Annotated in this window: 26 protein-coding genes; 7 read left to right on the forward strand and 19 right to left on the reverse strand. The window is 73.4% G+C overall.

Annotation, left to right across the window (positions count from 1 at the left end; translation table 11 throughout):
* Positions 1-8: 8 nt before the first annotated feature.
* Positions 9-1,586: a cell division protein PerM gene (locus FQ330_RS04360; protein WP_128190194.1), complete on the reverse strand. Its 1,578-nt coding sequence runs from the start codon at positions 1,584-1,586 to the stop codon at positions 9-11.
* A gap of 152 nt (positions 1,587-1,738) precedes the next feature.
* On the opposite strand from FQ330_RS04360, the gene FQ330_RS04365 reads away from it, so the two are divergent.
* On the forward strand, positions 1,739-3,955 hold the full coding sequence (locus FQ330_RS04365; RefSeq protein ID WP_146355588.1) for an NADP-dependent isocitrate dehydrogenase: 2,217 nt from the start codon (positions 1,739-1,741) through the stop codon (positions 3,953-3,955).
* Between the two features lie 135 nt (positions 3,956-4,090).
* Here FQ330_RS04365 and FQ330_RS04370 read toward each other — a convergent pair whose 3' ends face one another.
* From FQ330_RS04370 to sucC, 4 genes are all read right to left on the reverse strand, one after another.
* Positions 4,091-4,903 (reverse strand): MBL fold metallo-hydrolase, encoded by an 813-nt coding sequence (locus FQ330_RS04370; protein ID WP_128190758.1) that lies wholly within the window; start codon positions 4,901-4,903, stop codon positions 4,091-4,093.
* 55 nt (positions 4,904-4,958) lie between these two features.
* Positions 4,959-5,156 carry a hypothetical protein gene (locus tag FQ330_RS04375; protein WP_146355590.1) on the reverse strand — a complete coding sequence of 66 codons (198 nt, stop codon included), beginning with the start codon at positions 5,154-5,156 and terminating at the stop codon, positions 4,959-4,961.
* Positions 5,157-5,264: 108 nt separating this feature from the next.
* Positions 5,265-6,164: a succinate--CoA ligase subunit alpha gene (gene sucD / locus FQ330_RS04380; protein ID WP_128190687.1), complete on the reverse strand. Its 900-nt coding sequence runs from the start codon at positions 6,162-6,164 to the stop codon at positions 5,265-5,267.
* Positions 6,165-6,175: 11 nt separating this feature from the next.
* Positions 6,176-7,342, reverse strand: a complete 1,167-nt coding sequence (sucC, locus tag FQ330_RS04385) for an ADP-forming succinate--CoA ligase subunit beta (RefSeq protein ID WP_146355592.1) — start codon at positions 7,340-7,342, stop codon at positions 6,176-6,178.
* A 184-nt stretch (positions 7,343-7,526) separates the two neighbouring features.
* On the opposite strand from sucC, the gene FQ330_RS04390 reads away from it, so the two are divergent.
* The gene (locus FQ330_RS04390) at positions 7,527-8,249 is read left to right on the forward strand and encodes a VIT1/CCC1 transporter family protein (RefSeq protein ID WP_225792685.1); all 723 of its coding nucleotides are present in this window, start codon (positions 7,527-7,529) and stop codon (positions 8,247-8,249) included.
* A gap of 19 nt (positions 8,250-8,268) precedes the next feature.
* Here the strand turns inward: FQ330_RS04390 and FQ330_RS04395 are convergent, their stop codons facing one another.
* Together FQ330_RS04395 and FQ330_RS04400 are read right to left on the reverse strand one after the other, a co-directional pair.
* Positions 8,269-8,946 carry a response regulator gene (locus FQ330_RS04395; RefSeq protein ID WP_146355594.1) on the reverse strand — a complete coding sequence of 226 codons (678 nt, stop codon included), beginning with the start codon at positions 8,944-8,946 and terminating at the stop codon, positions 8,269-8,271.
* The gene (locus tag FQ330_RS04400; RefSeq protein ID WP_128190434.1) at positions 8,943-10,538 is read right to left on the reverse strand and encodes an ATP-binding protein; all 1,596 of its coding nucleotides are present in this window, start codon (positions 10,536-10,538) and stop codon (positions 8,943-8,945) included. Before FQ330_RS04400 ends, FQ330_RS04395 begins: the two co-directional genes overlap by 4 nt.
* A 162-nt stretch (positions 10,539-10,700) precedes the next feature.
* On the opposite strand from FQ330_RS04400, the gene FQ330_RS04405 reads away from it, so the two are divergent.
* The 3 genes from FQ330_RS04405 to FQ330_RS04415 are packed head-to-tail and all read left to right on the forward strand — an operon-like array spanning position 10,701 to position 13,971.
* Positions 10,701-11,744, forward strand: a complete 1,044-nt coding sequence (locus tag FQ330_RS04405) for a Bug family tripartite tricarboxylate transporter substrate binding protein (RefSeq protein WP_146355596.1) — start codon at positions 10,701-10,703, stop codon at positions 11,742-11,744.
* Positions 11,741-12,283, forward strand: a complete 543-nt coding sequence (locus FQ330_RS04410) for a tripartite tricarboxylate transporter TctB family protein (protein WP_146355598.1) — start codon at positions 11,741-11,743, stop codon at positions 12,281-12,283. The genes FQ330_RS04405 and FQ330_RS04410 overlap by 4 nt, the downstream gene beginning before the upstream one ends.
* The gene (locus tag FQ330_RS04415) at positions 12,283-13,971 is read left to right on the forward strand and encodes a tripartite tricarboxylate transporter permease (protein ID WP_146355600.1); all 1,689 of its coding nucleotides are present in this window, start codon (positions 12,283-12,285) and stop codon (positions 13,969-13,971) included. The genes FQ330_RS04410 and FQ330_RS04415 overlap by 1 nt, the downstream gene beginning before the upstream one ends.
* Before the next feature lie 27 nt (positions 13,972-13,998).
* Here the strand turns inward: FQ330_RS04415 and FQ330_RS04420 are convergent, their stop codons facing one another.
* Both FQ330_RS04420 and FQ330_RS04425 read right to left on the reverse strand, forming a co-directional pair.
* Positions 13,999-15,003 carry a cation diffusion facilitator family transporter gene (locus tag FQ330_RS04420; protein WP_146355602.1) on the reverse strand — a complete coding sequence of 335 codons (1,005 nt, stop codon included), beginning with the start codon at positions 15,001-15,003 and terminating at the stop codon, positions 13,999-14,001.
* Positions 15,000-15,479: a transporter substrate-binding domain-containing protein gene (locus FQ330_RS04425; protein ID WP_225792686.1), complete on the reverse strand. Its 480-nt coding sequence runs from the start codon at positions 15,477-15,479 to the stop codon at positions 15,000-15,002. Before FQ330_RS04425 ends, FQ330_RS04420 begins: the two co-directional genes overlap by 4 nt.
* A gap of 63 nt (positions 15,480-15,542) precedes the next feature.
* On the opposite strand from FQ330_RS04425, the gene FQ330_RS13245 reads away from it, so the two are divergent.
* The gene (locus FQ330_RS13245; protein WP_164877197.1) at positions 15,543-15,719 is read left to right on the forward strand and encodes a hypothetical protein; all 177 of its coding nucleotides are present in this window, start codon (positions 15,543-15,545) and stop codon (positions 15,717-15,719) included.
* 67 nt (positions 15,720-15,786) lie between these two features.
* Here FQ330_RS13245 and FQ330_RS04430 read toward each other — a convergent pair whose 3' ends face one another.
* Together FQ330_RS04430 and FQ330_RS04435 are read right to left on the reverse strand one after the other, a co-directional pair.
* Positions 15,787-18,159, reverse strand: coding sequence for an ATP-dependent helicase (locus FQ330_RS04430; RefSeq protein WP_146355606.1), 2,373 nt, complete (start codon positions 18,157-18,159; stop codon positions 15,787-15,789).
* 65 nt (positions 18,160-18,224) lie between these two features.
* On the reverse strand, positions 18,225-19,199 hold the full coding sequence (locus tag FQ330_RS04435; RefSeq protein ID WP_146355608.1) for a glycerophosphodiester phosphodiesterase family protein: 975 nt from the start codon (positions 19,197-19,199) through the stop codon (positions 18,225-18,227).
* A 168-nt stretch (positions 19,200-19,367) separates the two neighbouring features.
* Here FQ330_RS04435 and FQ330_RS04440 point away from each other — a divergent pair, with 168 nt between their 5' ends.
* On the forward strand, positions 19,368-20,333 hold the full coding sequence (locus FQ330_RS04440; RefSeq protein WP_192575845.1) for a Bax inhibitor-1/YccA family protein: 966 nt from the start codon (positions 19,368-19,370) through the stop codon (positions 20,331-20,333).
* A gap of 145 nt (positions 20,334-20,478) precedes the next feature.
* Here the strand turns inward: FQ330_RS04440 and FQ330_RS04445 are convergent, their stop codons facing one another.
* The 8 genes from FQ330_RS04445 to FQ330_RS04480 form a co-directional block, all read right to left on the reverse strand.
* Positions 20,479-20,877: a VOC family protein gene (locus tag FQ330_RS04445; protein ID WP_146355612.1), complete on the reverse strand. Its 399-nt coding sequence runs from the start codon at positions 20,875-20,877 to the stop codon at positions 20,479-20,481.
* A gap of 98 nt (positions 20,878-20,975) precedes the next feature.
* Positions 20,976-21,965, reverse strand: coding sequence for a bile acid:sodium symporter family protein (locus tag FQ330_RS04450; protein WP_225792687.1), 990 nt, complete (start codon positions 21,963-21,965; stop codon positions 20,976-20,978).
* A gap of 73 nt (positions 21,966-22,038) precedes the next feature.
* The gene (gene sufU / locus FQ330_RS04455) at positions 22,039-22,479 is read right to left on the reverse strand and encodes a Fe-S cluster assembly sulfur transfer protein SufU (protein WP_146355614.1); all 441 of its coding nucleotides are present in this window, start codon (positions 22,477-22,479) and stop codon (positions 22,039-22,041) included.
* Positions 22,476-23,768 carry an aminotransferase class V-fold PLP-dependent enzyme gene (locus FQ330_RS04460; protein WP_225792688.1) on the reverse strand — a complete coding sequence of 431 codons (1,293 nt, stop codon included), beginning with the start codon at positions 23,766-23,768 and terminating at the stop codon, positions 22,476-22,478. Before FQ330_RS04460 ends, sufU begins: the two co-directional genes overlap by 4 nt.
* A 75-nt stretch (positions 23,769-23,843) precedes the next feature.
* A complete protein-coding gene (locus FQ330_RS04465) occupies positions 23,844-25,133 on the reverse strand; it encodes an RNA polymerase sigma factor (RefSeq protein ID WP_146355957.1) in 1,290 nt (429 codons plus the stop codon).
* A gap of 11 nt (positions 25,134-25,144) precedes the next feature.
* On the reverse strand, positions 25,145-25,507 hold the full coding sequence (locus FQ330_RS04470; RefSeq protein ID WP_146355616.1) for a YciI family protein: 363 nt from the start codon (positions 25,505-25,507) through the stop codon (positions 25,145-25,147).
* Positions 25,508-25,528: 21 nt separating this feature from the next.
* Positions 25,529-25,978 (reverse strand): YciI family protein, encoded by a 450-nt coding sequence (locus FQ330_RS04475; protein ID WP_128190492.1) that lies wholly within the window; start codon positions 25,976-25,978, stop codon positions 25,529-25,531.
* 42 nt (positions 25,979-26,020) lie between these two features.
* Complete coding sequence (locus FQ330_RS04480) at positions 26,021-26,734, reverse strand: hypothetical protein (protein ID WP_128190491.1); 714 nt, start codon at positions 26,732-26,734, stop codon at positions 26,021-26,023.
* Positions 26,735-26,739 lie beyond the last annotated feature (5 nt).

Genomic DNA, 26,739 nt, shown 5'->3' on the forward strand with positions numbered 1-26,739 from the left:
GCTCCATCCTACGTCGCAGGACGATCCTGCTCGGGCGCGGGCTCCGGATGGGTCGGCTCGGTCCCGGCCGCGCGCTCGGCACGGGCGTCGGCGAGCGGCGCGATCGCCGCCGTCTCCTGCGCATCCGCGAGCGGCGCGATCACCGCGGTCTCCTGCTCGTCGGCGCTCGGCGCGACGACCGGCGCGTCGTCCGCCGACGCATCCGCCGCCGCATCCGCCGCCTCGACCTCGCCCTCGCGCCCGTGAGCCGCATCCGCCGCCTCGTCCCGAGCGTCGGACGCATCCGCCGCGCCGAAGCCGAGGAGGTCGCGCACCCGCGACCCTTCGCGCTCGCCGGCGAGCGGCAGCGCGATGCCTGCGAGCGCCCCGGCGCCGCGACCGCCCGCGGTCATGCCGACCAGCAGCCCGGCGCCCACCTCGAGCGCGCCCCACGCCGCGACGAGCACCGCGTCGGATCCCGTCTCGGCGAGGCGGCCGGGCCCCGCCGAGCCCGTGGCGAGCATGGCGGCGACGCCGAGCAGCGCCCCCGCGAGCACGCCGCCGCCGACGCCCGCGATCGCGAGCTCCCACCAGTGCACCGGGCGCTCGACCGTGCCGGCGAGCATCGTCTGGCGCGCGAGCACCCCGACGAGCACGCCCGCGAGCACGGGCAGCGCGACCACCGCGAGCATCCAGGGCGCCGCCTCGGGGTCGATCGCGGCGAGGAGCGGGAGCGACGGCACCGGCCCCAGGTCGGTGCCGAGCGGCGAGATGCTCGAGCCGGTGCCGATCATGAAGCCCGGCCCGATCGCCCATGACGCGGCCCACACGACCGCGACGGGCAGGAGCGCCAGCTGCACGAGGAACAGCACGACGACCCCCACGTGCGAGACCTGCAGCGCCTCCATCAGCAGGATGCCGTCGGTGAAGCGCAGCACGAGGCCCGCCCCGAGCACGAGCGCGCCGACGCCGAGCACCCCTGCCGCCCCGCCGAGGCCCGACCGGATGGCGGTGCGGATGGCGCGCATCCACCCCTCCTCGATCGTGAGCCCGCGCGCGGCGGCGGCGAGCCAGTCGTGGCCGTGCACCGCGAGGACCGCGGCGAGCATGCCCGCGAGCGCGACGAGCGCCGGGTGGGCGAACGCCTGCCCGAGGTTGGGCGCCGCGATGCCGTGCGTCGCCGTCGCGGCGGCGCCGAGGCCCACGAGGCCGGTGGCGAGGGCGCCCGCCGCCACGGCGATGCCGGTCTCGATCAGCGGCAGCTCGGCGAGCCGGCGGCCGCTGCGCCAGTGGAGCCAGAAGGTGACGAGCCCGATCCCCCACGCGCCGAGGCTGAGCACGAAGGGCCTCCCGGCCTCCTCGATGCCCACCGCGACGATCGCGTCGGTGCCGAGCGTCACGCCGATCGCGACGCCGTGGCCGAGCAGCCACGCGTCCACCGCGACGCGCCACTGCGCGGACGGGTCGCCGGCGAAGCCCTGGTCGATGCCCCAGACGGCGAGCAGCACGAGCGCGCACAGCACGATGCCGACCGCCACGATGGCGGCCGACTCCACCGCCTGGCCGATCCCGGCCCACAGGCGGCGCACTGCAGGCCCTGTTCTCACGGCTGGCAACTGTATCGACGCATCCGCCCTCGTCGGGGCTGCCCCGCCGCGCGCCGCCCGAGCGAGGTCGCGGTAGGTTGGAGCCGCACGGCGCGGCCCGCGCACGCACTCGCGGCCGCCGCCATTCCGAGACCGCGAGGGGTTCGAGCCGCATGGCCAAGATCATCTACACGTACACCGACGAGGCGCCGATGCTCGCGACGCACTCGTTCCTCCCGATCGTCGAGGCATTCGCCGCCGCGGCCGACGTCGAGGTCGAGCGCCGCGACATCTCGCTCGCCGGGCGCATCGTCGCGTCGTTCGCCGACCGCCTGCCGGCCGACCAGCAGGAGGCGGATGCGCTGGCAGAGCTCGGCGAGCTCGCCAAGACGCCCGAGGCCAACATCATCAAGCTGCCCAACATCTCGGCATCGGTGCCGCAGCTGAAGGCCGCGATCGCCGAGCTGCAGTCGCAGGGCATCGCCCTCCCCGACTACCCGGACGAGGTCACGACCGACGACGAGCGCGACATCCGCGCCCGCTACGACTCCGTCAAGGGCTCCGCCGTCAACCCCGTGCTGCGCGAGGGCAACTCCGACCGCCGCGCGCCCCGCTCGGTGAAGGAGTACGCCCGCAAGCACCCCCACTCGATGGGCGCGTGGGCCGACGACTCGAAGACCGCCGTCGCCACGATGGGCGCCGACGACTTCCGCGCCAACGAGCAGTCGGTCACGATGCCGGCCGCCGACACCCTCCAGATCCGCCTCGTCGCCGACGGCGAGACGACGGTGCTGAAGGACGGCCTCGCGGTGCTCGAGGGCGAGATCGTCGACGCGACGTTCATGAGCGCGAAGGCGCTCGACGCGTTCCTCGCCGAGCAGGTGCAGCGCGCCCGCGACGAGCACGTGCTGTTCTCGGCGCACCTGAAGGCGACGATGATGAAGGTCTCCGACCCGATCATCTTCGGCCACGTCGTGCGCGCGTTCCTGCCCGCCGTCTTCGAGCGCTACGGCGCCCAGCTCGAGGCCGCAGGCCTCTCTGCCGAGAACGGCCTCGCCTCGATCCTCTCCGGCCTGTCGGAGCTCGACGAGTCGACCGCCGCGGGCGTCCGCCAGGCGATCGAGCAGGGCCTCGCCGACGGCCCCCGCCTCGCGATGGTGAACTCCGACCGGGGCATCACCAACCTGCACGTGCCCTCCGACGTGATCGTGGATGCGTCGATGCCGGCGATGATCCGGCAGTCCGGCCACATGTGGGGCCCGGACGGCGAGGAGGCCGACACGCTCGCCGTGATCCCCGACTCCTCCTACGCGGGCATCTACCAGGTCGTCATCGAGGACTGCCAGGCCAACGGCGCCTTCGACCCCACCACCATGGGCTCGGTGCCGAACGTGGGCCTCATGGCGCAGAAGGCCGAGGAGTACGGCTCGCACGACAAGACGTTCCGCATCGAGCGGGACGGTCGGGTCGAGGTCGTGAGCTCCTCCGGCGAGGTGCTCATGGCGCACGACGTCGAGGTCGGCGACATCTGGCGCGCCTGCCAGACGAAGGATGTGCCGGTGCGCGACTGGGTGAAGCTCGCGGTGACGCGCGCCCGCGCCTCGTCGACCCCCGCGGTCTTCTGGCTCGACAAGGCGCGCGCGCACGACGCGGAGCTGATCAAGAAGGTCGAGGAGGAGCTCGCGAAGCACGACACCGACGGCCTCCAGATCACGATCCTCAGCCCGGTCGAGGCGACGAAGCTCTCGATCGAGCGCATCCGGCGCGGCGAGGACACCATCTCGGTCACCGGCAACGTGCTGCGCGACTACAACACCGACCTGTTCCCCATCCTCGAGCTCGGCACGAGCGCGAAGATGCTGTCGGTCGTGCCGCTGCTCAACGGCGGCGGCCTGTTCGAGACCGGCGCCGGCGGCTCGGCGCCGAAGCACGTGCAGCAGCTCGTCGAGGAGAACCACCTGCGCTGGGACTCGCTCGGCGAGTTCATGGCGCTCGCGGAGTCGTTCCGTCACCTGTCCGAGACGACCGGCAACGCCCGCGCGGGCGTGCTCGCCGAGACCCTCGACGCGGCGACGGGCACCTTCCTGAACGAGAACAGGTCGCCGTCGCGGAAGGTCGGCGAGATCGACAACCGCGGCAGCCACTTCTGGCTCGCGCACTACTGGGCCGAGGAGCTCGCGGCGCAGACCGACGACGCCGACCTCGCGGCCACGTTCGGGCCGGTCGCCGAGCAGCTCGTCGCGCAGACGGCGACGATCGAGCAGGAGCTGCTCGACGTGCAGGGCAGCCCGGTCGAGCTGGGCGGCTACTACCGCGTCGACGCCGAGCTCGCCGACGCGGCGATGCGCCCGAGCGCGTCGCTGAACGCGATCCTCGCGCCGCTGCGCTGACGCAGCGCGCGAAGGGCCCGGCTCCGGCCGGGCCCTTCGTCGTCGAGCGGGGCGGATGCGCCCGAGCGGGGTGGGCGCGCCGGCCCCAGACGGGCGCATCCGCCCCACTCGACGCGGCGGGTGCAGCGCGGCGCCCTAGGTGAGGTCGTCGTGCTCGCCCGTCACCCAGGCGATGTGCCGCTCGGCGCTGCGGGCGATCGCGGCGGGGCCGTCGTCGATCACCTGCCCGCCGATGTTGCCGTAGATGCGCCGGAAGCGCAGCGTCGCCGCCTGGTCGGCCAGCCGCCGCACGACGCCCGCCGACAGCGGGATGTTGTTCGGGTACGACCGCATGAAGCCGACGCTCGCGCGGTCGGGCTTCGGCTGCATCGTGTCGCCCGCCAGCAGCGAGCCGTGCCCGTCGCTGCCCTGCTCCCACAGCACGACCGCCGCGCCGGGGAAGTGCCCGCCCATGCGGATGAGCCGCACGCCGGGGAGCACCTCGAGCTCGTCGTCCCACTGCTCGACGCGCGGATGCTCGCGCTGCACCCAGGATGCGTCGCGCGCGTTCACGAGCACGCGCGCGTCGAGCGCGTCGGCCCACGCGCACTGCACGCCGAACATGTGCGGGTGCGAGGCCGCGACGACCGCGAGGCCGCCGAGCTCCTGCACCTGCTCGACCGCCGCATCCGTGATCGTGCCGAGCGGATCCCACAGCAGGTTGCCCTCGGGCGTCTGCACGAGCAGCGACCGCTGCCCGATGCCGACGGCCGGGTCGGAGGTGAGCGCCCACAGGCCCGGCTCGTCCTCGACGAGGTCGATGCGCATCCCGCGCTCGGCGTGCTCGCCGGTGCTCGTCCAGATCTGCCCGTGCAGCGGCACCCACTGCCGCTCGTCGGCGCAGATGGCGCAGGTCTCGGGGAGCGGCTCGCCGGTCTCGACGCCGCACGTCGCGCAGAGGATGGTCATGCGCCCACTCTGCACCCGCACCGGGCGCTCGCGCGAGCGTCCGATGCCGCCGGCGCTACCGCGACGGCAGGTCGGGGTCGGCCTGCTCGTCCTCCTCGGGCTCGAACGTCGACTCCTCATCGGTCGTCGTCGCGCCGAGGCCGTCCGGGTCGTTCGGGATGGTGCCCTCGTCGCCGAGGCCGCCGGGCTTCCTCGTGCCGTCGTCGCCCGCGTCGTGCTGGTGGTCGTGCTGGTGGTCGTCGTGATGGCTCATGTCGTCCTCCGTGCTCGCGTCAGGTGCGCCCACCCTAGCCCCCCGCATCCGCACGCCGGCATGACGGAGGGCCCCGGCCGCAGCCGGGGCCCTCCGCGAGCGCTCACGTCAGAGCGACTCGATGACCTCGCGCATGAGGCGGGCGGTCTCGGACGGCGTCTTGCCGACCTTCACGCCGGCGGCCTCGAGGGCCACCTTCTTCGCCTCGGCGGTGCCCGACGAGCCCGAGACGATCGCGCCGGCGTGGCCCATCGTCTTGCCCTCGGGCGCGGTGAAGCCGGCGACGTAGCCGACGACCGGCTTCGTCACGTGCGCCTTGATGTAGTCGGCCGCGCGCTCCTCGGCGTCGCCGCCGATCTCGCCGATCATCACGATCGCCTTCGTCTCGGGGTCGGCCTCGAAGGCCTCGAGCGCGTCGATGTGCGTCGTGCCGATGACCGGGTCGCCGCCGATGCCGATGGCGGTCGAGAAGCCGAGGTCGCGCAGCTCGAACATCATCTGGTACGTCAGCGTGCCCGACTTCGACACCAGGCCGATCGGGCCCTTGCCGGTGATGTTCGCCGGCGTGATGCCGACGAGCGACTCCTCCGGCGTGATGATGCCGGGGCAGTTCGGGCCGATGATGCGGGTCGTGCCCTTCGCCTTCGCGTGCGCCCAGAACTCGGCGGAGTCCTGCACGGGGATGCCCTCGGTGATGACCACGAGCAGGCCGATGCCCGCGTCGATGGCCTCGATGACGGCGTCCTTGGCGAAGGCCGGCGGCACGAAGACGATCGAGACGTCGGCGCCGGTCTCGGCCATCGCCTCGGCCACCGAGCCGAAGACCGGCAGCGAGACCTCGGAGCCGTCCTTCGCGGTGTGCGTGACGGTCGTGCCGGCCTTGCGCGCGTTGACGCCGCCGACGACCTGGGTGCCGGCCGCGAGCATGCGGGCGGTGTGCTTGGAGCCCTCGCCGCCGGTGATGCCCTGGACGATGACCTTGCTGTCCTTGTTGAGGTAGATCGACATCTTCTGCTCTCCTATGCCGCAGCCAGCTCGGCGGCCTTGGCCGCTGCCTCGTCCATGGTGCCGACGACGGTCACCAGCGGGTGGTTCGCCTCGGCGAGGATGCGTCGGCCCTCCTCGACGTTGTTGCCGTCCAGTCGGACGACGAGCGGCTTCGAGGCCTCGTCGCCGAGGATCTCGAGCGCCTTCACGATGCCGTTGGCGACCTCGTCGCACGCCGTGATGCCCCCGAAGACGTTGACGAAGACGCTCTTGACGTCCTGGTCGTGCAGGATGACGTCGAGGCCCGCCGCCATGACCTGGGCGGATGCGCCGCCGCCGATGTCGAGGAAGTTCGCGGGCTTCACGCCGCCGAACTGCTCGCCGGCGTACGCGACGACGTCGAGCGTCGACATGACGAGGCCCGCGCCGTTGCCGATGATGCCGACCTGGCCGTCGAGCTTGACGTAGTTGAGGTCGGCGGCCTTGGCCTTCGCCTCGAGCGGGTTGGCCTCGGCCTTGTCCTCGAGGTCGGCGTGCGCGGGGTGCCGGAACGCGGCGTTCTCGTCGAGCGTGACCTTGCCGTCGAGCGCGATGACGTCGCCGCCCGCGGTGAGCACGAGCGGGTTGACCTCGACGAGCGTGGCGTCCTCGGCGGCGAAGACGCCGTAGAGCTGCACGAGCACGGGGGCGACCTTGGCGACGAGCTCCTCGGGGAAGCTCGCGGCGCGCACGATCTCCTCGGCCTTGGCGGCGTCGATGCCGACGGCGGGGTCGACCTCGACCTTCGCGAGCGCCTCGGGGCGCTCCTCGGCGAGCTGCTCGATCTCCATGCCGCCCTCGTACGAGCACATGGCGAGGTACGAGCGGTTGGCGCGGTCGAGCAGCACGGAGAAGTAGTACTCCTCCTCGATCGATGCACCCTCGGCGACCATCACGCGGTGCACCGTGTGCCCCTTGATGTCGAGGCCGAGGATGGCCTCCGCCGCCGCCTTCGCCTCGGCGGCGCTCTTCGCGAGCTTCACGCCGCCGGCCTTGCCGCGGCCGCCGGTCTTGACCTGCGCCTTCACCACGACGACACCGCCGCCGAGCTCCGTGGCTGCTGCCTCGGCCTGCTCGGGGGTGTCGGCGGTGATGCCTCGCAGCACGGGCACGCCGTGCTGCTCGAACAGGTCCCTTGCCTGGTACTCGTAGAGATCCACGCGTCATCCAATCCGTGTGTGGGTGGGGGATTCGCCTGGGCAAGCCTAGCCCTCCGGCGAATGCCGCCCCCGCCGCTTTCGGCCCGCCGAAGCCCGAAGATTCGGGTTTCTTGCCGGAATCGCACGAGCCTCGCCTTGCTTGCGGGGGTCCCGGCGACCGCCGACGATGGACCCAGGAGGAACCATGGATCCCGCGATGCAGCGCCGTCCCGACCTGCCCCCGCCGGTCGAGTCGATGGCGTCGAAGCTCAACTGGCTGCGCGCCGGCGTGCTGGGCGCGAACGACGGCATCGTGTCGACGTCGGCGCTCATGGTCGGCGTCGCCGGCGCCGGCACGGGCATCGGCGGCATCCTCACGGCGGGCGTCGCCGCGCTCGTCGCGGGCGCCTTCTCGATGGCGGTCGGCGAGTACGTCTCGGTCTCGTCGCAGCGCGACAGCGAGCGCGCGGCGATCCGCCGCGAGCTCGCCGAGCTCGAGAGCAACCCCGAGGGGCAGATCGACCAGCTCGCCCACATGTACGAGGCGCGCGGCCTCGCCCCGGCGACCGCGCACCAGGTGGCGGTCGAGCTCACCGAGGCCGATCCGCTGCGCGCGCACCTCGACGTCGAGTACAAGCTCGACCCCGACGACCTCAACAACCCCTGGTCTGCAGCGGCGTCGTCGGCGGTCGCGTTCACGCTCGGCTCGCTCGTGCCGCTCGTCGCGGCGCTCGTCGCGCCCGCGGCGTGGATGCCCTGGCCGATCGTCGTCGCGACGGTGCTGGCGCTGCTCGTCACGGGCGTCGTCTCGGCACGGATCGGCGGCTCCGGCAAGCGCATCGGCATGCTGCGGGTGCTGCTCGGCGGCATCGTCGCGCTCGCCGCGACGTGGCTGATCGGCACGCTCGTCGGCACGCCCGTGCACTAGCGCGGCAGGCCGCCCGCGCTCAGCGGCGCGCGGTGTACCGCAGCTCGGGGCGCCCGGTGCCGCCGTAGCGGGGCGCGACCTCGGCCGCGCCGTCGACGACGAGCCGCTCGAGGTAGCGGCGGGCGCTCACCCGCGACATCCCGAGCCGCTCCCCCACCTCCGCCGCGCTCACGTCGGCGCCGATCGACTCGAGCAGCGCCGCGACGCGGTCGAGGGTGAGCTGCGACCCCGCCGGCGCCGGCTTCGCCGAGCGCTCGGACGGCTGCAGCATCGCGTCGACCGCGCGCTGGTCGAGCGCGCGCGGCCCGTGCGCCTCCGCCCGCTCGATCTCGGCGCGGATCGCCTCGAGCCGCTCCCGCATCGCCTCGAGCCCGAACGGCTTCACGAGGTAGTGGCGCACGCCGAACGCGCGCGCCGCGCGCACGGTCTCGAGGTCGCGCGCAGCGGTGACCGCGACCACCTCGCCCGCGAAGCCGCGCGCGCGGGCGACGCGCAGCACCTCGATGCCGGATGCGTCGGGCAGGTGCACGTCGAGCAGCACGAGGTCGGGGCGCACGGCCTCGATCGCCTCGAGCGCGTCGCGCCCGGTGGCGGCCTCCCCCGCGACGACGAACCCGCCGTGGCGCTCGACGAAGCCGCGGGTGACGATCGCGACCGCCTTGTCGTCCTCGACGATCAGTGCGCGCAGCGGCCTCACGCGGGCACCTCGCTGCGGTCGACCGGCAGCGTCGCGACGAAGCGCGCGCCGCCGAGCGGCGACGTCTCGACCCGCACGTCGCCGCCGAGCCGCTCGGCGACGCGGCGCACGAGCGTCAGCCCGTAGCCGCGGGTGAGGCCGGCGGCGTGCGTCTTCGTCGAGACGGCGAGGTCGAAGATGCGCTGCCGCCGCTCCTCGGGCACGCCGGGGCCGTCGTCGTCGACCGCCATCGTGACGACCCGGCCGGCGTCGGTGTCGTCGTCGGCGATCGCGACCTGCACGCGCCCGCCGCCCGACGCATCCACCGCGTTGTCGATGAGGTTGCCGAGCACCGTCACCCAGTCGCTCGAGCCCGCCGTCGACGCGGCGGGGCGCAGCGTCGACCCGGGCGCGACCGCCAGCTCGACGCCGTGCTCGCGCGCCTGCGCCCGCTTGGCGAGCAGCAGCGCCGCGACCTCGAGGTCGAGCACGCCCTCGGCGGGCGCGAGCGACGACAGCGCCCCGCCGGCGCCCGCGCGAGCGATGACCTGCATCGCCGCGTCGGCCTCGCCGAGCTCGAGCAGGCCGCCGAGCGTGTGCAGCGTGTTGGCGAACTCGTGCTGCTGCGCCCGCAGCGTCTCGGTCATGCCCTGCGCGCCCGCGAGGTCGCGCAGCGCCGCGTCGAGCTCGGTGCGGTCGCGCAGGATGAGCACGGTGCCGACCGTGCGGCCGTCGACGACCACGGGGTCGGCGCGCGCGACGAGCACCCGCTCGCCCGCGAGCACGAGCTGCTGCTCGCCCGCGTCGGCCAGCAGCGGCTCGAGCCGCGCGTCGAGCACCTCGGCGACCGGCACGCCCGCGAGCTCGTCGCCCTCCCGCCCCAGCAGCCGCAGCGCCGCGTCGTTGCAGAGCGCGATCGTCGCCCGCTCGTCGAGCACCACGAGGCCCTCGCCGATGCCGTGCAGGGTCGCGTTGCGGGTCTCGAGCATCGACTTGATCTCGTCGGGCTCGACGCCGTGGATGCGCCGGCGCACGAGCGACGCGGCCCAGCTCGCGAGCAGCACGCCGACGACGGCGGCCGCGGCGAGGCACAGCGCGAGCACCCAGATGCTGCCGAGCCAGTCGGCGTGCAGCTCGGCCTCGAGGATGCCCACCGAGACCTGGCCGATCACCTGACCGTCGGCGTCGTGCACGGGCACCTTCACGCGCCACGAGGTGCCGAGCGTGCCGGTCTGCGTGCCGACGAACCGCTCGCCGGACTGCGCGGCGGTCGGGTCGGTCGAGACGACCTCGCCGATGCGGTCGGGGTTCGGATGCGAGTAGCGCACGCCCGCGACGTCGGTGACGACGACGTACGTGACGGCGGATGCGACGCGCACCGTCTCGGCGATCGGCTGGATGACCTCGGCGGGGTCGGGATCGTCGAACGCGTCGACCACCGACGGCAGCTGCGCCACCGACGAGGCGACGCCCACCATGCGGTCGAGGTAGGCGTCGCGGATCGCGCGCTCCTGCACCCAGGCGGCGGCGACGCCGGAGCCGACGATGACGACGAGCATGATGGCGCTCTGCAGCAGCACCAGCTGCGTCCGCAGCGTCATCGCCCGCCCCATGCCCTCAGGATAGGCGCGCGCTGGCTCCCGCGGAGGGCGACCGAAACGACCGAAACGTGCACATCGACCACAACCGCGCACCGGGCATCCGTCGCCGCTAGCGTCGCCCCCAGATCGCGACCCGGCACGGCGCCGGGCGCTCAAGGAGGAGACGTGCGATCCATGCACCCACGCACCGCGCCCAGCACGCGCACCAGCACCATCGTCCGCATCGGCCTCGCGGGGGCTGCAGCGCTCGCGCTCGCCGCCTGCTCGTCCGGCGGCGCCCCCGCCTCGACCGGCGGCGCCGAGGGCGAGGCGCCGGCCGCCGTCACCGAGGTCAGCGTCATCGCCCCCGCCGACCCGGGCGGCGGCTGGGACCAGACCGCCCGCGCCATCGGCCAGGTGCTGACCGACACCGACCTCGTCAGCTCGGCGCCGGTCGAGAACATCGGCGGCGCTGGCGGCACCGTCGGCCTCGCGAGCCTCGCGACCGAGACCGACCCGAACACGCTCATGATCACCGGCTCCGTCATGGTCGGCGCCGTGGAGACGAACGCCTCCGAGGTGCGCATCGAGGACATGACGCCGATCGCGAAGCTCACCGAGGAGCCGCTCGTCATCGTCGTGCCGGCCGACTCTCCCTACGAGAGCCTGCAGGACCTGGTCGACGCGATCGTCGCCGAGGGCCAGGGCCTCGCGGTCACCGGCGGCTCCGCCGGCGGCATCGACCACATCCTCGCGGGCCTGCTCCTCACCGAGGCCGGCGTCGACGCGGCCGAGGTCCCGACCACGCTCAACTACGTCGCCAACTCCGGCGGCGGCGAGGCGCTCACGATGCTGCTCGGCGGCACCGTGCAGGCCGGCATCTCGGGCGTCGGCGAGTTCTCGGAGTCCGTGCTCTCGGGCGACCTGCGCGCCCTGGCCGTCTCGAGCGAGGAGCCCGCGCAGGCGCTGCCCGACGTGCCGACGATCCAGGACGAGGGCATCGACGTGACGCTCACGAACTGGCGCGGCGTGATCGCCCCGGGCGGCATCACCGACGAGGAGCGCACGGCGCTCGTCGACCTCGTCACGCAGCTGCACGAGCAGGACGCGTGGACCGAGACGCTCGAGACCAACGGCTGGACGGATGCGTTCATGCCGGGCGACGAGTTCGACGCGTTCCTCGCCGACGACATCACGCTCACCCAGGAGACGCTGCGCACGATCGGCCTGATCGAATGAGCACCGCCCCGGCCGGCGCACCCACGGGTGCGTCGGCCGCGGCGCGCTCGGCCCGCATCGAGGCGATGGTCTTCGTCGGGCTGCTCGTGGTGCTGGCGATCGCCGTGCTCATCTCGACCACCACCATCCGCGAGCCCCCGGGATCGACCAACACGCTCGGCGCGCGCGTCGTGCCGTACGCCGTCGGCGGCCTGCTGCTGCTCTCGTCGCTCGTGGTGCTCGTCGGCCAGCTCCGCGGCCGCTTCGGGCACGCCGAGGAGGGCGAGGACATCGACCTCGAGCACGGCACCTCGTGGGGCTCGACCGGCATCGTCGTGCTGAGCTTCCTGTCGCTCATGCTCACCATCCCCCACCTCGGCTGGCCCCTCGGCGTCGCCATCCTCTTCACCGGCGCCTCGCTCGCCCTCGGCGCGAAGCGCTGGTGGCTCGCCGCCGCGATCGGTCTCGCCCTCGGCGTCGTCACGCAGCTCGTGTTCGGCACGCTGCTCGGCCTCTCGCTGCCCGCCACCGGCACCCTGACCTCCTGGATCGGCCTCTGATGGACACCTGGACCCTGCTGCTCGAGGGCTTCGCGACCGCGCTCCAGCCCGTCTACCTGCTGTACGCGCTGCTCGGCGTGCTGCTCGGCACCGCCGTGGGCGTGCTGCCCGGCATCGGCCCGGCGATGACGGTCGCGCTGCTCCTGCCCATCACGTACGCGCTCGAGCCGACCGCGGCGTTCATCGTCTTCGCCGGCATCTACTACGGCGGCATGTACGGCGGCTCGACCACGTCGATCCTGCTCAACACCCCCGGCGAGTCCGCGTCGATCGTCACCGCGCTCGAGGGCAACAAGATGGCGCGCGCCGGCCGCGGCGCGGCGGCGCTCGCCACCGCCGCGATCGGCTCGTTCGTCGCGGGCACGATCGCCACGGTGCTGCTGACGCTCCTCGCGCCCACCGTCGCCCGCCTCGCGGTCAGCCTCGGCCCATCCGACTACTTCGCGCTCATGGTGATCGCGTTCCTCACGGTCGGCGCGCTGCTCGGCGACAGCGCCTGGCGCGGCATGGTGTCGCTGTCGATCGGCCTCTTCATCGGCCTCATCGGCGTCGACTCGCTCACCGGGCAGGCGCGCTTCACGCTCGGCATCCCGCAGCTCGGCGACGGCATCGACGTCGTGCTCGTCGCGGTCGGCCTCTTCGCGCTCGGCGAGGCCCTGTACGTGGGCTCCCGCCTGCGCAACGGCGAGATCCCGATCATCCCCATCACGCGCGGATGGCGCACGTGGATGCGCCGCTCCGACTGGGCGAGGTCGTGGAAGCCGTGGCTGCGGGGCGCCGGCATCGGCTTCCCGATCGGCTCGATCCCCGCCGGCGGCGCCGACGTCGCGACCTTCCTCTCCTACGCGACCGAGCGGAGCCTCGCGAAGGGCGAGTACCGGAAGCAGTTCGGCAAGGGCGCGATCGAGGGCGTCGCGGGTCCGGAGTCGGCCAACAACGCGGCGGCCGCGGGCGTGCTGGTGCCGCTGCTGACGCTCGGCATCCCGACGACGGCGACCGCGGCGATCATCCTGAGCGCCTTCCAGACGTACGGGATCCAGCCGGGCCCGCGCCTGTTCGACACGCAGCCGGCGCTCGTGTGGGCGCTCATCGCGAGCCTCTTCATCGGCAACGCGATGCTGCTCGTGCTCAACCTGCCGCTCGTGGGCATGTGGGTGAAGCTCCTGCAGATCCCCCGCCCCTACCTCTACGCGGGCATCCTCGTCTTCGCCGGGCTCGGCGCCTACGCGGCGAACTTCACCGTCTTCGACATCGCGGTGCTGCTCGTGCTCGGCGTGCTCGGCTTCTTCATGCGGCGGCTCGGCTTCCCGATCGCGCCGCTCGTGGTGGGCGCGATCCTCGGCCCGATGGCCGAGGAGCAGCTGCGCAAGGCCATGCAGATCGGCCAGGGCGACCCCGCCTACCTCGTGCACAGCCCGTTCTCGATCGTCGCCTACGCGCTGCTCGCGCTCATCATCGCGCTCGCGCTGTGGCTCAAGCGCCGCCGCGCGCGCTTCGAGGCCGCGCTGCCGTCGATCGACACGACCACGATCGCCGCGGTCGACGAGGAGATCGAGTCGCACGAGCCGCACCCCGAGCTCGACCGCGGCCGGCTGTCGACCCGCGCGGTGCCGCTGCAGCGCGGCGGCGCCGACCCGGACGCCGAGCCCGGCCCGGGTCGCGACCCGGATCGCGACCGCGACGCGTAGCGACCCGCATCGGAGCCGCCGCCCGGATCACTCCGGCGCGGCGGCTCCGTCGTCGGAGCGGTCGTCGTCGCGCCGCTCGGCCTCCGGCGACGGCAGCCGGCCCATGACCGCGATCGTGACGTCCTGCACGCGCCAGTCGAGCGCGGTGACCTGCGCGACCGCGCGGTCGACGTCCTCCACCTTGACCTTGCGCCGCAGCGGCACGACGTACGCCTCCACGTGGAACACGTGCCCCTCGTCGCGCACGCGACTGGCCGCATCCCGCACCCACGGCAGCCGCCGCAGCGTGTCCTCGATGCGGACGATGAGCGGGTCGGGCTCCGACTGGTCGACGGTCGTCGCGCGCATGTCCATGAGGTCGAGCACCGAGGCGCGGGTGTTCTTCACGCCGTCCCAGATGATGCCGGCCGAGATGAACAGGGCGGCCGCGCCGTCGAGCCACCAGATGCCGAGGCCGACGCCCAGCACGCCCACGATCGAGCCGGCGTGCGTCGTCCAGTCGGCGCGCATCATGTCGGCGTCGGCGTGCAGCAGCTTGCTGTGCAGCTGCTTCGCGAGCCGCATCTTGACGATGCCGAGGATCACGGGCGGCGCCGAGATGAGCAGCATCGTGCCGACCATGAGCCAGCCGAGCCAGATCGTGGTGCCGAAGAGCCGCACCGTGCCGATCGACGGGTGCTCGAGCGAGGCGAGCCCGCTGATCGCGTCGAACGCGAGGGTCGCGCCGACGGCGAAGAGCGCGACGCCGGCGACGAGGTGGCCGATGCCCATCGCCCGGTGGTACCCGTACGGATGCTTCTGGCTCGGCGGGCGGCGGATGACCGCGAGGGCGATGAGGAACGCGAGCTGCGGGACGGTCGAGAGCATGTCCTCGATCCACGCCGTGCGCATCGCCTGCGAGCCGCCCATCACGAGGCCGACGAGCGTGATCGCGATCGCGGCGTAGCCGAGGCTCAGCCACTCGACGAGGCGCGCCTTGCGGAGCGCCTGCTCCTGGGCCGGGGGCAGCTCGGTGCGGCCGATGCGCTTCATGGCGCCGCCTCGTCGAGGTGCTGCTCGAGGGCGGCGAGGAAGGCGTTCTCGCCCATCGGCGTGAGCATGACGACGCCGGTGGTCGAGCCGTCGGGCTGCAGCGCCTGCGCGTAGGCGCGGGTCGGCGCGGCGTGCGCCGCCCAGGGCGTCTGCTCGGTGATGCCGCCGATGACGAGGTCGAGGTCGCCCTCCTCGAGCTGGCGCACGAGGTCCTCCTCGCTGCCGACCGTCCACGAGAGCTCGGCGTCGATCGACGCCGCGAACGACTCGACGAGCGTCACCTCGGTGCCCGACGGCTCCTCGTCGTCGGCGTCGTCGGTCTCGGTGAACGGCGGGTTGGGCGTGACGCCCACCGCGAGCACGCCGCCCGAGACGGTCTCGAGGGTGCCGTCGGGGTCGGAGGGCACGGTGAGGCCGCAGCCCGCGAGGGCGAGCGCGAGCGCTGCGATGCCGCTCGCTCCGACCAGTCGACGCATGCTCCGCACCATAGTCCGGCCCTGCCTGTGCGTCGCTGATCGTCTCGTGGGAGGCTGGGGCGCATGCAGGAGCAGCGCCACGAGCACGACCGCGTCCCGCCCGAGCTCGACCCCTACTTCGAGCGCTTCGACGACGACCGGCCGCCGCGCACGATGGCGCGCCGGTTCCGCCCGCTCATCGTTGGCGCCGCGGCGCTCACCCTCGTGGCGATGGTGCTGCTGGTGACGCAGGCGCTGTAGCCGCCGCCCTCCCGCCGGTCGAGCCGGGCTGCCGCCGGAGGCGGCCGCCCGAGTCGAGACCAATGGCTCAGAGCAGCTCGATCGGCGCGATCTTGATCAGCAGCCGCTTGCGCCCCACCTGGTCGAACTGCACCTCGGCGATGCGCTTCGCGCCCGCGCCCGAGACCGCCTGCACGCGCCCTTCACCGAAGTCCTTGTGGCGGATGCGGTCCCCGGGCGAGAGCTCGAGGGCCGAGTTGTCGCGCACCTCGGTGATGGTGTTGGCGAAGGTGCCCTTGCCCTTCGGGAGCGGCTTCGGGTCGCGGAAGCCCGTCACGAACGACTCGCGCGGCCCGTCGCTCCAGCGCCCCACGGCGCGCTGCGCGGGCGCCGGCCGCATCGTCGTCGGCAGCGTGCGCCAGTCGACCAGCTCGGCCGGGATCTCCTCGAGGAACCGACTCGGCACCGCGGGGTTGACCTCGCCGAACTGCGCGCGCGTCATCGCGAGCGACAGGTGCAGCCGCTGCCGCGCGCGCGTGATGCCGACGTAGAACAGCCGCCGCTCCTCGGCGGGCCCGCCGGGCTCGTTCGCCGAGATGCGGTGCGGCAGCAGATCCTCCTCGACGCCGGTGATGAACACCGCGTCGAACTCGAGCCCCTTCGCCGTGTGCAGCGTCATGAGCGAGACCTGGCCGCCCGAGTCGTCGAGCTCGTCGGCGGCGGCGACGAGCGCCGTCTCGGTGAGGAAGTCGATGAGGTTGCCGCCCGGGTTCTGGCGGCGGTACTCGCGCGTCACCGCGACGAGCTCCTCGACGTTCTCGAGCCGCGCGGCGTCCTGCGGGTCGGGCGAGCGGCGCAGCTGGTCGGTGTAGCCGGAGCGGCTGAGCAGATCCCGCAGCACCTCTCCCGGGTCGGCCTCGGGCCGCTCGCTCCAGTGGTCGAGCAGCGCCGCCAGATCCTTGATGGCCGCGGCCACCTTCGGGCCGAGGGCGATCTCGTCGACGCGCCGCAGCGCATCCCGCAGCGTGATGCCGTGCTCGTCGGCGAACGCCTGCAGCGCCGCCTCGGTCGCGGGGCCGATGCCGCGCTTCGGCACGTTCATGATGCGCCGCAGGCTCAGCGGATCGGCGGGGTTCGCGACGGTGATCAGGTACGCCATCGCGTCCTTGATCTCGGCGCGCTCGTAGAACTTCGTGCCGCCGATCACCTTGTAGGGGATGGCGGTGCGGATGAGCACCTCCTCGAGCGCGCGCGTCTGGGCGTTGGTGCGGTAGAAGACGGCGATGTCGCTGTAGGCCATGCCGCCGGAGGTGAGCTCGACGATCTCGTCGGCGACGAACTGCGCCTCGTCGTGGCCCGAGTAGCCGGTGAAGCCGACGATCTTGGCCCCGTCGCCCGAATCGGTCCAGAGCCGCTTCTCGCGCCGGTCGAAGTTGTTGCCGATGACGGCGTTGGCGGCCGAGAGGATGTTCTGCGTCGAGCGGTAGTTCTGCTCGAGCAGGATCGCGCGGGCGCCGGCGAAGTCGCGCTCGAAGTCGGTGATGTTGCGGATGTCGGCGCCGCGGAAGGCGTAGATCGACTGGTCGGAGTCGCCCACGACGGTGAGCGAGGCGCCCGGCAGGTCGCTGCGCAGGTCGGGCAGGTCGGCGCGCGTGACGGGCTGCGTCAGCTCGCGGATGAGCGCGTACTGCGCCGCGTTGGTGTCTTGGTACTCGTCGACGAGGATGTGCCGGAAGCGCTTGCGGTACTGGGCGGCGACGTGCGGGAACGCGCGGAAGAGGAAGACCGTCTGCGAGATGAGGTCGTCGAAGTCGAAGGCGTTGGCCCGCCGCAGCTCGCGGTCGTAGTCGCGCCAGAGCTCGAGGAACGCCTGGTCGAGCGGGTTCTCGAGGTTGGCCGTGCGCGCCCACGAGTCGACGTCGTGCAGCTCGTTCTTGGCCTTCGAGATGCGCGCCGAGACGCCGCCGGGCGTGAGGCCCTGGATGTCGGCGCCGCGCTCCTTGATGAGCCGCTTGATCAGCGCCCGCACGTCGCCCGAGTCGTAGATCGTGAACGACTGCTTGAAGCCGAACTCCTCGGCCTCGCGGCGCAGGATGCGCACGCACGCGGAGTGGAACGTGCGGATCCACATGCCGCTCGCCTCCTCGCCGATGAGGCTGTGCACGCGCTCGCGCATCTCGGCGGCGGCCTTGTTCGTGAAGGTGATCGCGAGGATCTGGCTCGGCCACGCCTCACGGGTCGCGAGCAGGCCGGCGATGCGGTGGGTGAGCACGCGCGTCTTGCCGGAGCCGGCGCCGGCGACGATGAGGAGGGCGGGCCCGCGGTGCAGCACGGCCTCGCGCTGCGGCGGGTTCAGCCCCTCGAGCAGGTGCTCGGGCACGGCGTCGCCGCGCGGCCCGATCGGCGAGGGTCGCTGGACCGAGTCGAAGCCTTCGTCGCCCAGTCCCCAGAGATCGCTCATCAGCAGACCAGTCTACGAGGGGCCGGTGACGCGCCGGGCCGGGCCGGCGTCGTCGGATGCGCCGGCTACGCCTCGAGGCGGCGCCAGAGGTCGGGGTGGTCGGCGAAGACCGCCTCGAGGCCGAGCGATGCGAGCATGCGCCACTCGGTCGTCCAGTCGCCCCACGCGGCCGGGTGCTCGCCGAGCCGGTGCTCGGGCTCGAGGAAGGCGTTCTCGGGCCGCAGCGTCCAGGCGATGGTGCCGAGGCCGACGGCGCGGGCGCGCTCGACGAGGTCGCTCGCGCGCAGCGCGCCGTCCGACCGGTCGAAGAGCACCGCCTTGTCGACGCTGATCGCGTCGACGCGCCGGGCGAGCTCGGCGAGCGACGCGTCGCCGCGCTGCTCGGCGTACGTGGGGGCGGATGCGCCGTCGCGGCCGACGAGGTCGGCGGCGGTGCCGCCCTCCCCCATCAGGTAGACGAGGCGCGCCTCGACGCCGCGGTCGCGCACCTCGTGCAGGACGGCCTCCTCGAACGACTCGACCGTGAGCCGCCCGTCGCCCGCCCAGTGGGTGCCGGCCACCGCATCCGCCAGCAGCGCGTCGAGCGGGAGCCCGAGCGCGGCGTGGTGGCTCGCGTGCTTGAGCTCGGCCACCACGTCGAGCCCCGTCTCGTCGGCGATCGCGAGCAGGTCGCTGAAGCGGAGCACGCCCTCGCGGCCCTCGCGCAGCGCGCCGAGCGGGCGCAGCCGCGGCAGGCGCTCCCGGGCGCGGAGCGTGGCGACCTCGGCCCAGGTGCAGTCCTCGACGAACCAGCCGGCGACCTCCTCGCCGTCGATCGTCTGCGTGCGGCGCCGGTCGGCGAGCTCCGGCCGGTCGGCGATGTCGGTGGTGGAGCCGAGCTCGCTGTCGTGCCGCACGACGAGCACGCCGTCGCGGGTGGCGACGAGGTCGGGCTCGACCGCGTCGGCGCCGAGCCGCGCGGCCAGCCGCACGGCCGTCTCGGTGTGCTCGGGCGCCCAGCCGGACGCGCCCCGGTGGGCGATGAGTCGAGTGGGCTGCACGGCGCCAGGCTAGGGCGCGCGGGTGAACGATCGGCGCGGTGCGGGTGAACGGCCTGCGCCTGGCGCGAACATGCCCGGATCCACAGGGAGATCTGGGCATCCGTCGCTACGCTGAACGCGTCCGCCCATGCGGCGGCAGCTCGACCTTCTCGAACAGGAGACCTTCCCTTGGCAGGCAACCCGGCGTTCCGCAACTCGCCCGCGTTCACCGAGAACACCCAGCGCGCCGCGCAGGCTGCTCCCGGTGGCCAGCAGGCGCCCTACGGCCAGCAGCAGTACGGCCAGCAGCCCTTCGGTCAGCAGCAGTACGGCCAGCAGCCCTACGGGCAGCCGATGCAGTACGGCCAGGCCCCTTACGGCCAGCCCTCGCCCGACCAGCTCGACCAGCAGTTCAACCGGCCGGCGGCGTCGCCGCTCGAGACCGAGCGGCTGACCTACGAGGGCGTCATCACGAAGACCGTGGTCACGCTCGGCGTCACCGCGCTCGGCTTCATCGTGACGCTCGGCATGCTGCTGATGACGGGCACCTCGCTGCCCTTCTACGTGCTCACGTACGGCGGCGCGCTCGTCGGCTTCGTGCTGGCGCTCGTCAACATCTTCAAGAAGGAGCCGAGCCCGGCGCTCGTGCTCGCCTACGCCGGCGCCCAGGGCCTCTTCCTCGGCGGCTTCTCGGGCCTGCTCGAGTTCGGCATGGGCCTCGACGGCATCATCTTCCAGGCGCTGCTCGCGACCGCCTGCGTGATCGCCGCGACGCTCGCGCTCTACGCGTTCCGCATCGTGCGCACGTCGCCGCGGATGAACAAGATCTTCTTCATCGTGCTGATCGGCTACGGCCTGTTCTCGCTGGTCAACTTCGGCATGATGCTCTTCGGCGCCACGGGCGACCTCGCCTTCGGCATGCGCTCGGCGCCGAGCCCGATCTTCGGCATCCCGTGGGGCGTGCTGCTCGGCGGCCTCGCGGTGCTGCTGGGCGCCTACTCGCTCGTCATGGACTTCGAGGGCATCGAGCTGGGCGTGAAGCGCGGCGTGCACAAGAAGTACGGCTGGTCGGCGGCGTTCGGCCTGACGATGACGATCATCTGGCTCTACGTCGAGATCCTGCGCATCATCGCGATCCTCCGCGGCAACAACTAGCGTCCGGAGCGCTCAACTTCGCGCAGCGAAGTTCAGCGCGGAGGACGCTAGATCGAGGAGCGCGCGACGAAGTCGCACGCGTATCGAGATCTCCCGCTCCGCAGGAAGGGCCCCCGGCACACCCCGGGGGCCCTTCCTCATGCCCTCACTGCTCCCGCGACGACAGCACGCAGAACTCGTTCCCATCGATGTCGGCGAGCACCGTCCACGACACGTCTGGCCCCTGGCCGACATCGATGCGACGTGCGCCGAGCCCCTCGAGCCGGGCGATCTCGGCGTCGCGGTCGTCGCTCGTGTGCGGCGCGAGATCCATGTGGATGCGGTTCTTCGTCGCCTTCTCGTGGTCGACGCGCACGAAGACGAGCCCGGGCGGGAACTGGTGGAACGTCAGCCGCTCGCCGAGTTCCTGCGCCCACTTCGGGATCACCACCGACTCGTCGTCGGTCTCGTAGATGACGTCCCAGTCGAGCGCGTCGGCCCACCAACTGGCCAGCCGCACGACATCGGTCGTCTCGATCACGTTCGAATACCAGCGCAGCGCCATCGCGGCCTCCTCGGAGTCGATGGGGCAACGCTACGCCCCGCCGCCCACAGCGGGGCGACGGGGCGGGGCGGGAGCGTGCGGGACGCGGAGCGGATGCCTCAGCTGGCGACCGGCTGGTCGTCGAGCGCGGGCGTCGTCGAGGCCGCGCCCTTCGGCGGGCGCCGCGACCAGTACGAGGCCAGCAGCGAGCCCGACACGTTGTGCCAGACGGAGAAGATGGCCGCCGGCAGCGCCGACTCGGGCGTGAAGTGGGTTCGGGCGAGTCCCGCGGCGAGGCCCGAGTTCTGCATGCCGACCTCGATCGCGACGGCGCGGCGGGCGCTCTCGTCGAGGTCCACGGCCTTCGCGGCGAGGAAGCCGAGGCCGTAGCCGATGCCGTTGTGGAGGATGACGACGAGCGCGACGAGCAGGCCGACCGAGAGGATCGTCGCGGCGGAGCCGGCGACGACCGCGAGCACGACGAGGGTGATGCCGACGACCGACACGAGCGGCAGCCACGGCAGGATGGCCCGCACGACCTTCGGCAGCAGCATCCGGAGCACGAGGCCGGCGATCACCGGCAGCAGCACGATCATGATGATCGACTGGAACAGGCCCCACGCGTCGACCGGCAGGTAGGAGCCGGCGAGCCACAGCACGAGCAGCGGCGTGAGCACCGGCGCGAGCAGCGTGGAGGCGGTCGTCATCGCCACCGAGAGCGCGGTGTCGCCCTTGGCGAGGTAGACCATCACGTTGGAGGCGGTGCCGCCGGGCGCCGAGCCGACGAGGACGACGCCGACGAGCAGCTCGGGCGGCAGCTGGAAGGCGAGCGCGAGCGCGATCGCGGCGAGCGGCATGACGACGTACTGCGCCACGACGCCGACGGCGAAGGCCTTGGGCTTCTTGGCGATGACGGCGAAGTCGACCGGCTGCAGCGTGAGGCCCATGCCGAGCATGATGATGCCGAGCAGCGTGTTGATCCACGGCCCGATCGGCAGGAAGGCCTGCGGGACGAGGATCGCGATCGCGCCGGCGGCGAGGACGATGAGCGGGAACCAGGTGCCGGCGACGCGCCCCACGCGCTCGCCGATCGTCATGGTGCGGGACATGGCAGACCTCCTATGGTGCTATCAGACAGCGAACCACAGCATGCATGCCGCTCGCGCGCAGGAGGCTTCGGCGTCAGCGCCCGAGCTCGGTGAGCGCCTCCTCGAGCGCGACCCACGCGAGCATCGCGCACTTCACCCGCATCGGGAACCTCGCGACCCCGGCGAACGCGACCGCGTCGCCGAGCACCGCCTCGTCGGGCTCGACCGCGCCGCGCGAGCGCAGCAGCTCGCGCAGCGCCTCGATGCGCGAGCGCACGTCGGCGATCGTGAGGCCGGGCGCGAGCTCGGCGAGCACCGACGCCGACGCCTGCGAGATCGAGCAGCCCTGCCCCTCCCAGCCGAGCGCGTCGATCGCGTCGCCGTCGAGCCGCACGCGCAGCCGGATCTCGTCGCCGCACGTGGGGTTGCGCAGGAAGCGCTCGCCGTCGAACGGCTCGAGCGCGCCCTCCCCCTCGCGGCGCTTCGCGTGCTCGAGGATGAGCTCCTGGTAGAGCCCCGCCAGCGGATCGCTCATGCTCGCCCCGCCCCGAAGTAGCCGCGCACGGTCGAGAGCACGTCGAGGAACCGGTCGACCTCGGCCTCCGTGGTGTGGAGGTAGGTGGATGCGCGGGTCGTCGCGGCGACGCCGAGGCGGCGGTGCAGAGGCTGGGCGCAGTGGTGGCCGACGCGCGCCGCGATGCCCGCGGCGTCGAGCACCTGGCCGACGTCGTGCGCGTGCACGCCGTCGACGACGACGCTCGCGAGCCCCGCGCGCTCGACGCCGGGCGGCGGCCCCACGAGCCGCACGCCCTCGATCGCGACGGCACCGGCCGCGAGCCGTTCGCCGAGCGCGACCTCGTGCGCCTCGATCGCCGCCATGCCGACGCCCTCGAGGTAGTCGACCGCTGCGGCGAGGCCCACGATCGCCGACACCGGCTGCGTGCCGGCCTCGAAGCGCTGCGGCGCGGGCAGGAACTCGCGCTCGGTCATCGTCACGGTCGTGATCATCGAGCCGCCCACGCGCGCAGGCGGCAGCGCGGCGCCGAGGCGCTCGGCGAGGTAGAGCACGCCGATGCCGCCGGGGCCGAGCATCTTGTGGCCGCTGAACGCGGCGGCGTCGACGCCGAGCGCGCCGAGGTCGACCCGGCGGTGCGGCACCGACTGGCACGCGTCGAGCACGACGAGCGCGCCGACGGCGTGCGCGGCGGCGACGATCGGCTCGAGCGGCGCGATGAGGCCCGTGACGTTCGAGACGTGCGCGACCGCGACGACCCGCGTGCGCTCCGTGATGAGCGCGAGCGCCGCATCCGCCGTCCACACCCCGTCGTCGTCGACCTCCACCCAGCGCAGCCGCGCGCCGGTCTCGTCGGCGAGCCGCTGCCAGGGCAGCAGGTTGGCGTGGTGCTCGGCCTCGGTCACGAGGATCTCGTCGCCCTCGCGGAGCGCCAGGGCAGGGTCGACGTCGGCGGCGCGGTTCGCCTCGGCGAGCGACAGCGCGACCGTGTTGAGCGCGTCGGTGGCGTTCATCGCCCAGGAGATCTCGGTCGGGCGGGCGCCGACGAAGCGCGCGACGCGGTCGCGGGCCGACTCGTAGTCGTCGGTCGCGAGCGACGCGAGGGTGTGCGCGCCGCGGTGCACCGCCGCGTTGTGCCGGGTGCGGAAGGCCCACTCGGCCTCGAGCACCTGCCGCGGCTGCTGGCTCGTCGCGCCGGAGTCGAGGTAGACGAGCGGCACACCCACGGGCTGCTCGGCGAGGATCGGGAAGTCGCCGCGGAGCTGCTGGATGCGCTCCTCGGTCAGGGCGGGCTGGGTTCCGATCGTCACGCTCCCAGGGTAGTCGCCGCCGCCCCGGCCGCCGCGGGCGGGCTGGCGCGAGCGCCCCTCGGCGACGTGCCCCGCTCAGCGCCCTGCGGCCGCCCGCGCGAGCAGCACGGCGCGCTCGCGGGCGTTCTGCGCCCGCTCCGCCGCGAGCGCGAACGCCTCCCGTGCCTCCGCGTCGCGCCCGAGGCGCGCGAGCAGCTCGCCGCGCACCGACGGCAGCAGGTGCCCGGTCCTGAGCGCCCGCTCCCCCGCGAGCGCGTCGACGATCGCGAGCGCCGCCGCCGGCCCCTCCGTCATCGACACGGCGACGGCCCGGTTGAGGGCCACGATCGGCGACGGCGACAGCTGCAGCAGCCCGTCGTAGGCGGCGACGATGCGCGCCCAGTCGGTCGAGGCGACGTCGGATGCGACGGCGTGGCACTCGGCGATGGCCGCCTGCAGCCCGTACGGGCCGAGGCCGCGGCCGAACCCCTCCGCCCGGCGCAGCGCCGCCCGCCCGCGGCGGATCGCCGCGCGATCCCACCGGCGCCGGTCCTGGTCGGCGAGCAGCACCGGCTCGCCGTCGGCGCCCACGCGTGCCGGGAAGCGGGCGGCGGTGAGCTCGAGCAGCGCCAGCAGCGCGTGCACCTCGGGCTCCTCCGGCTGCAGCGCGGCGAGGACGCGCGCGAGCCGCACCGCCTCGCGGGCGAGGTCTGGCCGCATCCACTCGTCGCCGGCGGTCGCGGCGTGCCCCTCGGTGAAGATGAGGTAGACGACGCCGAGCACCGCCCCCAGCCGCTGCGCCCGCTCGGCGCGGGCCGGCGTCTCGAACGGCACGCACGCCTCGGCGAGCGCCTGCTTCGCGCGCACGATCCGCTGCTGGATCGTCGCCACGGGCACGAGGAAGGCGCGCGCGATCTCGGCGGTCTCGAGGCCCGCGACGACGCGCAGGGTGAGGGCGACGCGCGCCTGCGGGCTCAGCACCGGATGGCACGCGGTGAGCACGAGCCGCAGCACGTCGTCGTCGATCGCGTCCGGATCCCAGGGCACCGCATCCGCCGCCTCGTGCTCGGCGCGCTCGAGGTCGTGCGCGATCGCGGCGAGGCGCTCGTCGTAGCGCTCGCGCCGGCGCCAGTGGTCGATCGCCTTGCGCTTCGCGACGGCGGTGAGCCAGGCCGCGCCGTTCCGCGGCGCACCCTGCGCCGGCCACTGCACGAGCGCATCCGCGAGCGCCTCCTGCGCGAGGTCCTCCGCGAGCGCGAAGTCGCCCGTGAAGCGCGTGAGCGTCGCGACGATGCGCGCCGACTCGATGCGCCAGACGGCGACGACAGCGCGGCGGGCCGAGTCGTCGGCCCGCCGCGCCCGGTCGTCGCCGGTCGCCGGCTCCATCACCGGCTCCGTCACCGGCGCAGGTCCTCCTCGCCGTGCACCCGCCGCAGCTCGAGCTTCGTGCCGGGCCCGAGCGGTGCCCGGCTCGCCCACTCGACCGCCGCGTCGCGCGAGGGCACGTCGATCACCCAGAAGCCGTTGCAGAGCTCCTTCGTCTCGCCGTAGGGGCCGTCGGTGACGAGCGGCGGGTCGGCCGAGAAGTCGACGACGATGCCGGTGCCGGGGCTCGCGAGGCCCTGCGCGCTGACGAGCACGCCCGCGTCGGCCATGGCCCGGTTGTACCGGCCCATCCGCTCGAGCATCGCCTCGAAGGGCGCGTCGCGGCGCTCGACGGCCGCGGCGTCCTCGTCGCGCATGATGAGCATGAACTGCATGAGCCGCTCCTCGCCCGCCGCTCAGCCCGCGACGCCGCCGGGCGCGTCCGCGGCCTTGCGAGCCGCCTGCTCCTCGCGCCAGCCCTCCTCCTTCTGCACCCACTCGTTGTCGGCCGGGAAGTCCTCGGGGCCGGTCACGCGTCGCACCTCGAGCTTGGCGCCGGGGCCGAGCGGGCAGCGGCTCGCCCACTCCGCGGCCTCCTCCTTCGACGACACCTCGAGGATCCAGAAGCCGTTGAACAGCTCCTTCGTCTCCCCGTACGGGCCGTCGGTGACGAGCGGCGGGTCGGCCGAGAAGTCGACGACGAAGCCCTCCGAGGCATCCGACAGGCCCTCGCCGGCGATGAGCACGCCCGCCTCCATCATCGACTCGTTGTACTTCCCCATCGCCTCGATGACCTGCTCGAAGGGGATCTCGCGATACGTGGCGACGGCGTCGTCGTCCGCGCGCATGATGAGCATGTACTGCATGGTTCCTCCTGTGATCCGGGGGCCGTCGTCCGACCCTCTCACTCACTGCGTCGAACGGGAACGGCTCGGATCGACATCGGTGGCGGATGCGCTCCGGCGGGCCCGGCGGTCGGGTCCGGTGGCCGCCGCCACGGTCCACCCCGCGGCGATGGCCGACGCCGCGACGATGCCCGACGGCAGGGTGCCGAGCGACGACATCGCCGCCGCGCCGAGCAGCAGCAGCATGGCGCCGGCGAGCTCCAGCGTCGCGAGGCGCGGGAACGCGCCGATCGCCCGCACGCGCAGGCCCACGAACGCGAGCGCGCCCGCGAGGGCGGTGCTGAGGGCGGGGACCATGGCGCGCTCGGCCCACATGGCGACGCGCGACGCCTCGTAGCTGACGCCGCCCGCGTCGTGCACGAGCGCGTCGACGAGCAGCAGCGCGAAGAGCACGATCGTGGGCGCGACCGCGATGATGCCGATCGCCGCCAGCTGGCCCGCGCGCTCGCGCGGCGCATCCCAGGTGGCGCGCACGATGAGCGCCGCCCAGCCGAGCGCGAGCGCGCCGAGCGCGACGATCCCGATCGCCGGCCACAGGAGCGCCGCCTGGTCGTCGCAGACCCAGTCCTCGCCGACGAACGCGCAGCCGAAGCGCAGTCGCGCCTGCAGGTAGCTGGCCGGCGACAGCCCGACGAGCACGCTGGCGACGAAGCCGATCACGAGCGTCCAGAGCGCCGTGGCGCGAGCCGCGCGCGTGCGCGCCGTGTCCCGGGTCATGCGCC

Source organism: Agrococcus sediminis, from assembly GCF_007923295.1.
In the GTDB taxonomy this organism is placed as follows: domain Bacteria; phylum Actinomycetota; class Actinomycetes; order Actinomycetales; family Microbacteriaceae; genus Agrococcus; species Agrococcus sediminis.

Bases quoted from the DNA above. Each gene is read 5' to 3' on its own strand.
- FQ330_RS04365 (WP_146355588.1), top strand. From the start codon at position 1,739: ATGGCCAAGATCATCTACACGTACACCGACGAGGCGCCGATGCTCGCG.
- FQ330_RS04370 (WP_128190758.1), bottom strand. From the start codon at position 4,903: ATGACCATCCTCTGCGCGACGTGCGGCGTCGAGACCGGCGAGCCGCTC.
- FQ330_RS04375 (WP_146355590.1), bottom strand. From the start codon at position 5,156: ATGAGCCATCACGACGACCACCAGCACGACCACCAGCACGACGCGGGC.
- sucD (WP_128190687.1), bottom strand. From the start codon at position 6,164: ATGTCGATCTACCTCAACAAGGACAGCAAGGTCATCGTCCAGGGCATC.
- FQ330_RS04390 (WP_225792685.1), top strand. From the start codon at position 7,527: ATGGATCCCGCGATGCAGCGCCGTCCCGACCTGCCCCCGCCGGTCGAG.
- FQ330_RS04400 (WP_128190434.1), bottom strand. From the start codon at position 10,538: ATGGGGCGGGCGATGACGCTGCGGACGCAGCTGGTGCTGCTGCAGAGC.
- FQ330_RS04405 (WP_146355596.1), top strand. From the start codon at position 10,701: ATGCACCCACGCACCGCGCCCAGCACGCGCACCAGCACCATCGTCCGC.
- FQ330_RS04410 (WP_146355598.1), top strand. From the start codon at position 11,741: ATGAGCACCGCCCCGGCCGGCGCACCCACGGGTGCGTCGGCCGCGGCG.
- FQ330_RS04415 (WP_146355600.1), top strand. From the start codon at position 12,283: ATGGACACCTGGACCCTGCTGCTCGAGGGCTTCGCGACCGCGCTCCAG.
- FQ330_RS04420 (WP_146355602.1), bottom strand. From the start codon at position 15,003: ATGAAGCGCATCGGCCGCACCGAGCTGCCCCCGGCCCAGGAGCAGGCG.
- FQ330_RS04425 (WP_225792686.1), bottom strand. From the start codon at position 15,479: ATGCGTCGACTGGTCGGAGCGAGCGGCATCGCAGCGCTCGCGCTCGCC.
- FQ330_RS13245 (WP_164877197.1), top strand. From the start codon at position 15,543: ATGCAGGAGCAGCGCCACGAGCACGACCGCGTCCCGCCCGAGCTCGAC.
- FQ330_RS04430 (WP_146355606.1), bottom strand. From the start codon at position 18,159: ATGAGCGATCTCTGGGGACTGGGCGACGAAGGCTTCGACTCGGTCCAG.
- FQ330_RS04445 (WP_146355612.1), bottom strand. From the start codon at position 20,877: ATGGCGCTGCGCTGGTATTCGAACGTGATCGAGACGACCGATGTCGTG.
- FQ330_RS04450 (WP_225792687.1), bottom strand. From the start codon at position 21,965: ATGTCCCGCACCATGACGATCGGCGAGCGCGTGGGGCGCGTCGCCGGC.
- sufU (WP_146355614.1), bottom strand. From the start codon at position 22,479: ATGAGCGATCCGCTGGCGGGGCTCTACCAGGAGCTCATCCTCGAGCAC.
- FQ330_RS04465 (WP_146355957.1), bottom strand. From the start codon at position 25,133: ATGGAGCCGGCGACCGGCGACGACCGGGCGCGGCGGGCCGACGACTCG.
- FQ330_RS04470 (WP_146355616.1), bottom strand. From the start codon at position 25,507: ATGCAGTTCATGCTCATCATGCGCGACGAGGACGCCGCGGCCGTCGAG.
- FQ330_RS04475 (WP_128190492.1), bottom strand. From the start codon at position 25,978: ATGCAGTACATGCTCATCATGCGCGCGGACGACGACGCCGTCGCCACG.
- FQ330_RS04480 (WP_128190491.1), bottom strand. From the start codon at position 26,734: ATGACCCGGGACACGGCGCGCACGCGCGCGGCTCGCGCCACGGCGCTC.